General features: G+C 73.8%; 12 protein-coding genes and 1 other RNA gene. 5 read left to right on the plus strand and 8 right to left on the minus strand.

The window, feature by feature from the left end; genetic code table 11:
* Positions 1–147 precede the first annotated feature (147 nt).
* The 5 genes from C4U03_RS09170 (at position 148) to rnpB (ending at position 3,997) form a co-directional block, all read left to right on the plus strand.
* Positions 148–957, plus strand: a complete 810-nt coding sequence (locus tag C4U03_RS09170; RefSeq protein WP_103937250.1) for a Nif3-like dinuclear metal center hexameric protein — start codon at positions 148–150, stop codon at positions 955–957.
* On the plus strand, positions 954–1,697 hold the full coding sequence (locus tag C4U03_RS09175) for a zinc ribbon domain-containing protein (RefSeq protein ID WP_103937251.1): 744 nt from the start codon (positions 954–956) through the stop codon (positions 1,695–1,697). The genes C4U03_RS09170 and C4U03_RS09175 overlap by 4 nt, the downstream gene beginning before the upstream one ends.
* The gene (locus C4U03_RS09180) at positions 1,694–2,833 is read left to right on the plus strand and encodes a bifunctional RNase H/acid phosphatase (RefSeq protein WP_103937252.1); all 1,140 of its coding nucleotides are present in this window, start codon (positions 1,694–1,696) and stop codon (positions 2,831–2,833) included. Before C4U03_RS09175 ends, C4U03_RS09180 begins: the two co-directional genes overlap by 4 nt.
* 268 nt (positions 2,834–3,101) lie before the next feature.
* Complete coding sequence (locus C4U03_RS09185; RefSeq protein ID WP_103937253.1) at positions 3,102–3,491, plus strand: PPOX class F420-dependent oxidoreductase; 390 nt, start codon at positions 3,102–3,104, stop codon at positions 3,489–3,491.
* 116 nt (positions 3,492–3,607) lie between these two features.
* An RNA gene (rnpB, locus tag C4U03_RS09190) (RNase P RNA component class A) lies at positions 3,608–3,997 on the plus strand.
* Between the two features lie 119 nt (positions 3,998–4,116).
* On the opposite strand, the gene C4U03_RS09195 is transcribed toward rnpB, so the two are convergent.
* The 8 genes from C4U03_RS09195 to C4U03_RS09225 form a co-directional block, all read right to left on the minus strand.
* The gene (locus tag C4U03_RS09195; RefSeq protein ID WP_160146933.1) at positions 4,117–5,949 is read right to left on the minus strand and encodes a S8 family serine peptidase; all 1,833 of its coding nucleotides are present in this window, start codon (positions 5,947–5,949) and stop codon (positions 4,117–4,119) included.
* Between the two features lie 375 nt (positions 5,950–6,324).
* Positions 6,325–6,603, minus strand: a complete 279-nt coding sequence (locus tag C4U03_RS09200) for a hypothetical protein (RefSeq protein ID WP_146087289.1) — start codon at positions 6,601–6,603, stop codon at positions 6,325–6,327.
* Positions 6,604–6,636: 33 nt separating this feature from the next.
* Positions 6,637–7,134: a hypothetical protein gene (locus C4U03_RS09205; protein ID WP_103937256.1), complete on the minus strand. Its 498-nt coding sequence runs from the start codon at positions 7,132–7,134 to the stop codon at positions 6,637–6,639.
* 66 nt (positions 7,135–7,200) lie between these two features.
* A complete protein-coding gene (locus C4U03_RS39810) occupies positions 7,201–7,413 on the minus strand; it encodes a hypothetical protein (RefSeq protein WP_146087290.1) in 213 nt (70 codons plus the stop codon).
* Between the two features lie 55 nt (positions 7,414–7,468).
* Positions 7,469–8,371 (minus strand): galactokinase family protein, encoded by a 903-nt coding sequence (locus C4U03_RS09210; RefSeq protein WP_103937257.1) that lies wholly within the window; start codon positions 8,369–8,371, stop codon positions 7,469–7,471.
* A 91-nt stretch (positions 8,372–8,462) separates the two neighbouring features.
* Positions 8,463–9,653 (minus strand): glycosyltransferase, encoded by a 1,191-nt coding sequence (locus C4U03_RS09215; protein ID WP_235017730.1) that lies wholly within the window; start codon positions 9,651–9,653, stop codon positions 8,463–8,465.
* Positions 9,650–10,471, minus strand: coding sequence for an alpha/beta fold hydrolase (locus C4U03_RS09220; RefSeq protein ID WP_103937458.1), 822 nt, complete (start codon positions 10,469–10,471; stop codon positions 9,650–9,652). Before C4U03_RS09220 ends, C4U03_RS09215 begins: the two co-directional genes overlap by 4 nt.
* Entirely contained in the window at positions 10,464–10,754 is a 291-nt protein-coding gene (locus tag C4U03_RS09225) for an acyl carrier protein (protein ID WP_103937258.1), read from the minus strand. The genes C4U03_RS09220 and C4U03_RS09225 overlap by 8 nt, the downstream gene beginning before the upstream one ends.
* Positions 10,755–10,781 lie beyond the last annotated feature (27 nt).

A 10,781-nucleotide genomic window follows, 5' to 3' on the forward strand; every position in this document is an offset into this window, starting at 1 on the left:
CGTTGGCATCAGGCCGAGGGAGACACCACCATAACCCGAGCCGATTCCCTCCTGGAGCGGCCGGGTGTCCCCCCAGGTCGTACCCGGCGCCGCGGGGCGCGACGCCGATCGCTCGGACGAGGGTCCGCGGAGCGGTAACCTGCGGACGTGCGTCTGTCCCAGGTGATCACGGTTCTCGAGAGGCTCTACCCGCCCGAGTGGGCACAGTCGTGGGACGCCGTGGGTCTGGTGTGCGGTGATCCGGACGCCGAGGTCCGCCGGGTGCTGCTGGCCGTTGACCCGGTGGCCGCCATCGCCGACGAGGCCCTCGACCAGGGCGCCGACCTGATCGTCACCCACCATCCGCTGCTGCTGCGGCCGGTCAACAGCGTCGCCGCCACCACCCCCAAGGGCCGGCTGATCCACCGGCTGATCTCCTCGGGGGTCGCGCTGTACACCGCGCACACCAACGCCGACGTGGCCGACCCCGGCGTCTCTGACGCCCTGGCCCGGGCGGTGGGGCTGACCGGCCCGCTGACCCCGCTGGCCCCCTCCCCGGACGATCCGGCACGCGGCCTGGGCCGGATCGGTGAGCTGGCGGAGACGGTGCCGCTGCGCGAGTTCGCCGCCCGCGCCGCCGCCGGGCTGCCCGCCACCGCCTGGGGTCTGCGTGTGGCCGGCGACCCCGAGCGCCCGGTACGCATCGTCGCGGTCTGCGGCGGCGCCGGCGACTCGCTGCTGGAGACCGCCCGCCGCGCCGGCGTGGACGTCTATCTCACCGCCGACCTGCGCCACCACCCGGCCTCAGAGTTCCGCGAGGCGGGCGGCCCGGCGCTGATCGACGCCGCGCACTGGGCCACCGAGTGGCCCTGGCTGGCCGACGCGCAGCGGCACCTGGCGCAAGCCCTCGATCTCAAGAGCCATGTCTCGACGCTCGTCACCGACGCGTGGACGCTGCACTTCGAAGGAGAACTGTGAAAGCAGCACCGCAAGCCCAGCAGCGCCTGCTCGACCTGCAGGAGCTGGACACCGCGCTGGACCGGCTGGCGCACCGTCGCCGCACGCTGCCCGAGACGGCCGAGATCGAGCGGATCGAGGCCCGGGTCGCCGAGCTGCGCGACGCGCTCGTCGCCGCCGAGACCGAGGTCAGCGACCTGGACCGGGAGCAGCGCAAGGCCGAGCAGGACGTCGACCAGGTCCGCACCCGGGCGCAGCGCGACCAGCAGCGGCTGGACTCGGGCATGGTCACCTCGGCCAAGGACCTGTCCAGCCTGCAGTCGGAGATCGCCTCGTTGCAGCGTCGCCAGTCCGACCTGGAGGAGGTCGTACTGGAGGTCATGGAGCGGCGCGAGGAGGCCGAGGGCCGGGTCGCCGGCCTGCGCGAGGAGCGCACGGCCGCCGAGCGCGACCTGGCCGAGGCCACCGAGCGCCGTGACGCCGCCCGGCAGCGGATCGACGAGGAGAGCGGCACCACCAGCGCCGCCCGCACCGCGGTGGCCAAGGACGTCCCCGAGGACCTGCTGGGCCTGTATGAGAAGCTGCGCGGCCAGTTCGGCGGGGTCGGCGCCGCGGCGCTGCACCGCGGCCAGTGCCAGGGCTGCCACCTGGCGCTGAACACCGTGGACCTCAACCGGATCCGCGCCGCCGCCCAGGACGAGGTGGTGCGCTGCGAGGAGTGCCGCCGCATCCTCGTCCGCACCCCCGAGTCGGGCCTGTGAGCGCCTCCCGCAGGCTGGTCGTCGAGGCCGACGGCGGGTCGCGGGGCAACCCCGGCCCGGCCGGGTACGGCGCGCTGGTCCGCGACGCGGTCACCGGCGAGGTGCTGGCGGAGGTCGCCGAGGCCATCGGCCGCGCCACCAACAACGTCGCCGAGTACCGGGGCCTGATCGCCGGGCTGCGCGCCGCCGCCGAGACGGACCCGTCCGCCCGGGTCGAGGTGCGGATGGACTCCAAGCTGGTGGTGGAGCAGATGTCCGGGCGCTGGAAGATCAAGCACCCGGACATGATCCCGCTGGCGCTGGAGGCCCGGGAGGTGGCCTCGGCCTTTGCCGCGGTCTCGTACCAGTGGGTGCCGCGCAACCGCAACGCGCACGCCGACCGGCTGGCCAACGAGGCGATGGACGCTGCCGCCCGCGGCGAGCCCTGGGTCCGCAAGGTCCACGAGGACGACTCCCCGGCCGTGGCGGCCGACCCGGAGCCGGTCGCCCCCACGGGCCCGGCCTGGGCGACGGCCACCACCGCTCCCACCACGACGCTGCTGCTGCGGCACGGCCAGACGCCCCTGTCGGTGGACAAGCGGTTCGCCGGTGTCGGGGACGTTCCGCTGACCGACGTCGGCCGGGAGCAGGCCCGCGCCGCCGCACGGGCCCTCAAGGGGCACGGCCTGGACGCCGTCGTCACCTCGCCGCTGGTGCGCTGCCGGGACACCGCCGCCGAGGTCGCCGCCGCGACCGGCGTTCCGGTACGGGTCGAGGACGGCTTCCGGGAGACCGACTTCGGCCGGTGGGAGGGATTGACCTTCGCCGAGGTGCGCGAGCGCTGGCCGGAGGAGATGAACGCCTGGCTGGCCGATCCGGCGGTGGCCCCGCCGGGCGGGGAGAGCTTCGACGAGGTGGCCCGCCGGGTGCGGATCGCGCTCGACAAGCTCAAGGTCCGCTACCGCCACCAGACGGTGCTGGTCGTCTCGCACGTCACGCCCATCAAGCTGCTGGTCCGCGACGCCCTCCAGGCGCCGATGGGGTCGCTGTACCGGATGCACCTGGACGTGTCGTCCCTGACGCGGATCGACTGGTACGACGACGGCCCGGCGGTGCTGCGCCTCCTCAACGACACCCACCACCTGCCCCACGCCTGACCCGACCGCTCTGAGGTCGCCGAGTTCCGCCCCGTCCTGGTCGCCGCATGACCGGCGGGACGGGGCCGGCCAAGGTTCTGCCGGACGAATTCGGCATGGCCGCCTAGGCCGTTGCCTGTCCGGCGGCTTGGAGGACTTCGGCCTTCCCCGGGAACGCACCGGCCAAGCCCTCACCCGCCCGCCATGACGAGGTAGCCGGGGTACGAAATACGGATGCGCGTGCCCCGGTTGCCCCTTTCGTCAGTCACCTACGCGTTCGGGAGCCGATATGTCCAAGCCCGATATTCCGTCCGAGGTCGTCGAGCTGCTCAAGAAGCCCAACCCGGCGGTGATGGCCACCGTGCGGCCGGACGGCGCGCCGGTGTCCGTGGCCACGTGGTACCTGTGGGACGACGGCCGGATCCTGCTCAACCTCGACGCCGGCCGCAAGCGACTGGAGCACCTGCGGGCCGATCCGCGGGTCTCGTTGACCGTGCTCGACTCCGACTCCTGGTACCGGCACGTGAGCCTCCAGGGGACCGTGACCATCGAGCCCGACCCCGACCTGTCCGGGATCGACCGGCTCTCTCGGCACTACACCGACAAGCCGTACCCCGACCGCGACCGCCCGCGCGTGAACGCCTGGCTCGACATCGACACCTACCACACGTGGGGCTGACCCGGCGCCCGCCCCGCGGGCGTTGACCGGGTGGCGCACCGGCCGGGTCCACCCCTCCATGCCGATCTCCGACATGCGGGGCGGACCCGTACCGCGTAGGCTGGGGGCACGGCGGACGAGCCGGCCGGGCGGCCGCGTCGAGGGTCTCCATACCCTCGCCGAGGAAGGTCCGGGCTCCACAGGGCAGGGTGGTCGGTAACGCCGACCCGGGGCGACCCGCGGGACAGTGCCACAGAAAACAGACCGCCACCGGCATGCCGGTGGTAAGGGTGAAACGGTGAGGTAAGAGCTCACCAGCGCCCAGGGTGACCTGGGCGGCTCGGTAAACCCCACCCGGAGCAAGGTCAAGAAGGAGAGCCGACGGTTCTCCGCGCAGGTGCCTGAGGGCGGCCCGCCCGAGCCTGCGGGTAGACCGCTGGAGGCTGCCGGCAACGGCAGCCCGAGATGGATGGCCGCCACCCGCCACCAGGCGGGCACAGAACCCGGCCTACAGGCCGACTCGTCCGCCACCGTCCCCGCCGAGGACCTTTACGAAGTAAGTGACCGGATGGGGTGTCTCAGGCGCCGGCACATGACCGCTCGGAACGTTCTGTGGTCGTGCCGTCGGCCTTCGCGCCCTCTTCAGTCACTCCAGCGGGTCCGGTGGCCCCTCGACGAGCAGTCCGGCGATGCGCATCTCCTCGGCCAGCCAGGCCAGCGCGGTCTGTCCCGGCGCCGTCTGTCCCGGTGCCGCCGGGCCGGGTCCCGGCGCGATGGGGGGCATCGCGGCCAGGACGGGGGCGGTGGCGGCCTCGGGGGCGGGCGTCGGCGCCGACGGCAGCAGGCCCGCCTGGATCATCTCGGCGGTCAGCCGGTCCAGCAGGTTGAGCACCTCGCTGGGCAGTTCCGGGATTCCGGCCAGTGCCGGGCCCAGCAGGCGCAGCGCGTCGGGCAGCCCGGCCCCGGTGCGGTGCGGGTCTCCCAGGTCCAGCGGCGTGCAGGTGCTCTTGATGAGCTGGAACAGGTGGTCCACCCGGGCCGCGCCGCGCTGCCGGCCGAGGCCGTTGCGGAAGTCGCCGTGGTGGGCGAGCGCGAGTGCGGCCAGGCCGGTGACGTGCGCGGCGGCCAGGGAGGTGCCGTCCCGGACCGTATAGTCGTCCGGCGGCGCCACCGTCAGGACGGCCACCCCGGGCGCGCAGACGTCCACCTCGGAGCCGTGGCAGGTGAAGCGCGGGGAGAAGTAGCCCTCCCCCGTCTGCGGTCCGAACACCTCGGCGGCGTGCGAGGTGTCCGGCGGGAACGTGCCGGTCCTGCCGAGGGCGGCCACGGTCAGCACCGTGGGGAGGTTGCCGGGGAACGCCACCGGCCCTCCGTCGTCGCCGGCGCCGACCACGCAGGCCACCCCCGCGTGGCGGGCCTGGTCGATCTTGGCCGCGACCAGCGGGGAGGGCCGGGACCCGCCGAGGCCGAGGGCGACCACGTCGATCTCGGCCTCGATGCAGTGGTCGAGGGCCTCGATGAGGTCGCTGTACCGCCCGTTCGGAAAGATCTTGCACGCGTGGACCAGCGACTCGACGGCGATGCCGACGACCCCGCAGCCGTTGTCGGCGGCGGTGATCACGCCGGCGCTGTACGAGCCGCGGTGGACGGTGTCCACGGTCCAGCCGCGTTCGCGGCGGTCCACCAGGTCCACCCCGTCGTTGAGCTCGCCGCGCAGGTCGGGATGGTCGGCGGCGGCCCCCGAGTCGATGATCGCGACCTTGACGCCGCCGCCGCGGAACGTCGGCGGCAGCCGGTGCAGGTGCATCGCCTGCTGCCCCCAGCCGAACGTCTGCTGGTCGGGGAAGCCGGGGAAGGTCTCCGACAGGCTGTGCAGGGTGACCAGGTTGTCGTGGGCGACCGACAGCGCCGGCCGCTCCAGCCGCGCGGTCCACTGGCCGTCCTGCGGCCGGACCACCACGGAACGGATCGTCTCCGGAGTCTCCCCGACCAGGGTCACGGTCGCCCGCCCCTCCGCCCCGGTCACGGCGTGGGCCGGCCAGCCGGATCCGGTCACGAACACCGCGGCGTTCGGCACCGGCCTGCCATCGGTGTCCTGGACGAGGAACGTGAAGTCGATCTCCTCGCCCGCCGGCATGACCAGGGCGGGGTCGCTCAGCCGGTCGGCGGGGCGGTCGGCTCCGGAGTAGGTGAGCAGCCGGTCGCGTTCCAGGTGCAGTTGCGGCAACTGCCGGCGCAGCGCGCCGGCCTGCTCGTAGGTCATCTCCGCGACGATGATGTCCGGGAAGGGCATGCGGCGCGCCGCCGTGGTGGAGTCCCGCGGGGAGGCCGGCACCCGGCGGTGGACGCACACTCCGGGTTCCCCTTCGAGCAGCTTTTCCAGGGTCGCCATGTCGAGCGGCTGCGCGGCGATCCCGGCCGCCGCGAGCTGCTGCGGCGGCAGTACGGCCACCATGTACCGCCGGGGCCGCTGCTCCACGGGCTGAGCGGGGGGCCGTGCCGGGCCCGCCTTGGCGGTCCGGGCGCGCGAGCGCCCCCTCCCCTCTCCCCTGGGCTGCCCCGTGCTCGCCGTACTAGCCATTTCGCCTGCCTTTCCCAAATTCGCACCAAATGTCGTCCGTAGCGCGGGCCGGCGCCGATCGCGGCCGCGCGGCCGTCGTGGACATGCCGGCCCCTGCAGACCCCGGCAGCGCGGCGGGCCGCGCGAACGGCCTGCCGCCGCGGTGACGTCCGGGCCGTCACCGCCTCCCCGGCTCGGCGTCCGTTCCCGCCCCGGTCATCGGGCGGACCCGGACCGGCGTCCGTCGGGTGGACCCGGACCAGCACCGCCCGGCCCGGGCCCTTACGCGATCGCTCACAGCGGCGGCAGCGTCGGCCGCAACACCCGCGTCTGATGCAGCTGGGCGATCACCCACTGCAGTTGTGCGGCGCACGCGTCATCCAGCCCGGCCCGGTACAGCTGCACCGCCTGCACCAGCGGCGGGATCGCCGTCGCGAGCTGTGGCTGCTGCGGGACCGCGACCTGCAGCCATCCGTACAGATGCTGCAGCGCCGTCGCGCACTGACCCCTCAGCGGCCCCGTGGCCGGCCCGGCGACGGACCGGAGCTGCTCGGGCAGGGCGCCATAGCTCACGCTCCCGTTGCCTGCGGACATCGGCTGCTCTTCTCAGTAGGCGCCCGTCATCATCGGCTGCTGGCCGATCTGGCCCATCGGGCCGAAGGGCTGCTGACCCATCTGCCCCTGCTGGGAGAGGATGTGCTGGATCGCGTTGCTCACCAGCTGGTGCAGCAGCGGGTACTGAGCGATCTGCCCCATCTGGCCGTACGGCTGGCCGATCTGCCCCATCGAGCCGTAGGACTGCTGCCCCATCTGCCCCTGCTGGGAAAGAGCCTGCTGGATCGCGTTGCTCACCAACTGGTACAGCAGCGGATACTGCTGGGCCATCTGGCCGATCTGGCCGATCTGGCCCATCGGGCCGTAGGGCTGCTGACCCATCTGCCCCTGCTGGGAGAGGGCCTGCTGGATCGCGTTGCTCACCAGCTGGTGCAGCAGCGGGTACTGAGCGATCTGCCCCATCTGGCCGTACGGCTGGCCGATCTGGCCGATCTGGCCGAAGGGCTGCTGGGCCCCGGTCTGTCCGGGTTGGACTGCGGTGTACGTCATTTCTCCTCCTCCGCCCGGCATCGTCGCCGAGCCTGGATCGCCCCGGTTACATACCGTGTTCGACAGCTAACGGAAACTGATGGACACGCGATCGGGTCGCCAAGCGACGCCAAACACCCGGGGCGGCCCTTGCCGGATCTGCGGGGTGAGATCGGACGAATGCCAGAGGACGCCATTGAGGCGGGCGAGTTTCCGTCCGATGTGGAGGGCGTAGCGCTCCTCGCCGTTGACGAGGGCGGTGGCCGGCGCGGCGTCGGCGGACCACAGGAAGCCCGGCATGTACCGCCTGTCGGCGGCGGTGACCCGCGTGGCCCGTTCCTGACGGGTGGTCTCCTCAGGCGACGCGGTGAGCGCCGTCCGAGGGGACGGCCGTGAGGAAGCGGGGCGGGCGGACGGTGAGTCCCTCCAGCCGGGTGGTGACGGCCGTGCGGATGTCCCGGATGCGGGGAACGGGTGCGAGGGTCAGCACGCACCGGCCGATCCTGCGGCCGCCGAGCGCTCCGACGCCGAGGGCGACCTCCAAGGCCAGGTCCGCTGCCTCGTTCCCCGGCCGATGAGCCTGCGTGAGCATCGCGCCCAGGGCCGTGCAGTCCCCACCGCGCAGCCGCTCGGCCACCGCGACGGTGTCCCCGGCACGGGCCTCGGACGAGGCCGGCCCGGTGCCACCGGGGCCGAGTTCGACCAGCAGGAGCCGCAGCCCCGCCGCCTCCAGGTCGAACGGGACGGGTTCGGCGGCCGACCCGGCACGCAGCAGCAGGGCGCGGGCCGGGCCGTGCAGCGAGCACGGATCGGCGCCGGACGGCTCCAGCCCCCGCAGGTCGCGCAGCGCCAGGGACACCGCGGAGAACGTCTCCGCCCCGGACAACAGCCCCATCTGGTCGGGCAGGAGACGATTGACGGCCACCCGCAGACCCGCCCCGGCCGGGACGGACTCCAGCGCCCGCACGCACGGCAGCGCCCACGGTGGCGGGCGCATTCCCGGCGACGGCGCCAAGGGGCCCTCGTGATGGTTCAGCGAATACAGCTCCGACCCGTCCGCGCACGGCGCCGCGGCGACGACGGCCCCCCACGGCAGCGCCACCGTCAGCGCCGCCTCGGGGCCGCCCAGCAACGTCAGCGTCCCCGGGGCACGCCACGCCCCCTGCGGGAGGTCTCCGTACACGCGGCTGAACACGTACGCGGTCAGGCGTATGTCGGGATCGGCCTCCAGCCGCCCGGCGATGCCCGCCTCGCCCATCAGACCACCCCCACCGGCCGGAAGCCCCGGCGGCAGCCCGGCAGGACGAGCGGCGGCCCCGAGACGGCGGCCCTGGCGGAAGAACGTCCGGTCATGTCAGCTTCTCCAGTCGGTCGGCGGCGGCCCGCGCTCCCCCGGCGGTCCGGAAGGACGCCTGGACGGCACAGGCGGCGTGGCGGTAGGAGTCCTCGGTCAGCACGGTCGTGATCGCCTCCCGCAGTCGCGGTGGCCGGACGCGGAAGAACGGCACGACGATCCCCGCTCCCGCGCGGGCCACCTGATGGGCATTGACCGGCTGGTCGTCCCGGATGGGGGCGACGACCAGCGGCAGGCCATGGGCGAGCGTCTCGCACACCGTGTTGTGGCCACCGTGGGAGACCACCGCTGACAGCCTCGGCAGCAGCGCCAACTGGGGGACATGCCGGCGGACCAGCACATTGGGCGGCGGATCGGGCACGGCCTCCGGCGGGGCGACGAAGACGGCCTGCACGTCCAGGCCCGCGACGGCCTCGGCGGCGACGCCGAAGAACCGTTCACGGGGGTCGGCGCTGACCGTGCCCAGCGAGACCAGGATGGCCGGGCGTTCGCCGTCCAGCCACCGCCACGGGAACGTGCCAGAGGAGGGGCGGCCCAGCGCGGGCCCGACGAACGCGTAGTGGTCGGGGCACCCCTCGGCCTCGTCCACGAGGGCGGGGGTGGAGAAGACCAGCACGAGATAGTCGGAGAATCGCAGGTCCATCGGGTCGGGGTCGCCGTACGCGCGCTGGAAGTCCTCGATGAGGTCGCCGGCCCACCGCTCGATCCTGGGGAAGGCCGCCATCGGCCGGGCCAGCTCCGCCGAGGTGGTCGCGGAGGTGGCCCACGGCAGGCCCCGGCGGCGCGCCACGACGGGCGCGGCGAGCACCTGCTGGTCGGCGATGACGACGTGCGGTCGGAAGTCCTCGACGGCCGCCTCGACGCCCGGCATCATCACATGCCCGAGCGGGACGATGAAGCCCTCCCACAGGAACCGGAACGCGGCCGGTCCGTGCAGCGCCCGCCCCTCCCGGCGGGCCGCCTCCAGCAGGGGCGTGAACTCCTCGCCGGGGGCCGGATACAGCCTGGCCCCGTTCCCCAGCAGCGGGCGGACGTCCGGCGGGTGGCCGACCCAGGCGACCTCGTGCCCGCGTCGGGCCAGTTCCGCGCCCACCGCCACGGTCGGGTTGACGTGCCCGGCCAGCGGCGGCACCGCGAACAGGAAGCGCGACCCGCGCGACCCGCCCCCCTGGAGCCCCGGGATCACGAGACCTCCACGGGGACGCGCAGACCGGCACGGTCCGCCAGCCAGGGCAGCATGACGCCGAGCAGTTCCGCGGTGCCGTCGGTGAGGACCGTGTGGGCGTATCCGGCCATCTGGTGCAGGGAGCAGTCCGGGGCATGGCGGAGCAGGAGGCGTCCCGCGCCGGCGACCTCGGAGTGCTCCCCGTACACCGCCAGCACCGGGCAGGCCAGCCCGGTCAGGCCCGGCGGCGGGACCGGGTCGGCGGCGGCCAGGTCGGCCAGCAGGCTGGTGCCGTTGAGCAGCGCGGCGGCGGTGGCGGTCTGCCTGCCCTGGCGCCGCCAGCCGATCTCCAGGAGCCGTTCGGCGGTCCTCTCGTACTCCAGGGTCAGCGCGCTCTTGCCGAGCGTGTTGAGCATGTGCTCGTTCCAGTCCCCGGTGTGCCAGGCCGGGCCGTAGGCCTCGATCATCACCAGCCCGGCGACACGGCCGGGACGGGCCAGCGCGGCGTTCAGCGCGATCACCCCGCCGAAGCTGTTGGCGACCAGGTGGACCGGCCGCCGGTGGCCCAGCGCGTCGAGCACCCCGAACAGGTCGGCCACGCCGTCGGCGGCGGTGTAGCCGGTGGCGGGACGCTCCGACAGGCCGTGCCCGCGCAGGTCGTACAGCACGCAGTGCGCCCCGGCCCGGGCCAGCGGCCCGGCCAGCGTGTACAGGAAGCTGGTCAGGTTGTCGATGGCCAGGCCGTGCACGAACACCACCACCGGCGCGTCGCCGGCCGGCTCGGGAGGGCCGAGTTCCTGTACGTGGAAGCGGAGCCCGCGGGCGGTGACCTCAGGCATGTGCCGCCGCCAGCCGCCGCTCGACATGGTCGACGAGGTCGCCGACGGTCAGGGCCGCCAGCCGGTCCAGGTCCATCCCGGCGAAGAAGCCCGGCAGATCCACCAGGTCGCCGTACCGCCGCCGGACCCGGTCGGCCAGCGCCACGAACTCGATGCTCTCCAGGGCCAGGTCCCCCGCGAACGTGGTGTCCCGGCCGACCCGCAGCACCGGCAGCAGGTCGTGGCCGATCACCTCGCCCAGCATCCCGGTGACCTCGGCCAGGACGTCCGGCTGGTGTGCCATGTGCTCAACTCCTCGTTTCCGTTGCGG

Source organism: Thermomonospora echinospora, from assembly GCF_900108175.1.
GTDB classification, from domain to species: domain Bacteria; phylum Actinomycetota; class Actinomycetes; order Streptosporangiales; family Streptosporangiaceae; genus Thermomonospora; species Thermomonospora echinospora.

Coding starts and splice junctions, on each gene's coding strand:
- C4U03_RS09210 (WP_103937257.1), bottom strand. CDS start 8,371: ATGGGCGAGGCGGGCATCGCCGGGCGGCTGGAGGCCGATCCCGACATA.
- C4U03_RS09225 (WP_103937258.1), bottom strand. CDS start 10,754: ATGGCACACCAGCCGGACGTCCTGGCCGAGGTCACCGGGATGCTGGGC.
- C4U03_RS09205 (WP_103937256.1), bottom strand. CDS start 7,134: ATGACGTACACCGCAGTCCAACCCGGACAGACCGGGGCCCAGCAGCCC.
- C4U03_RS39810 (WP_146087290.1), bottom strand. CDS start 7,413: ATGCCGGGCTTCCTGTGGTCCGCCGACGCCGCGCCGGCCACCGCCCTC.
- C4U03_RS09220 (WP_103937458.1), bottom strand. CDS start 10,471: ATGCCTGAGGTCACCGCCCGCGGGCTCCGCTTCCACGTACAGGAACTC.
- C4U03_RS09185 (WP_103937253.1), top strand. CDS start 3,102: ATGTCCAAGCCCGATATTCCGTCCGAGGTCGTCGAGCTGCTCAAGAAG.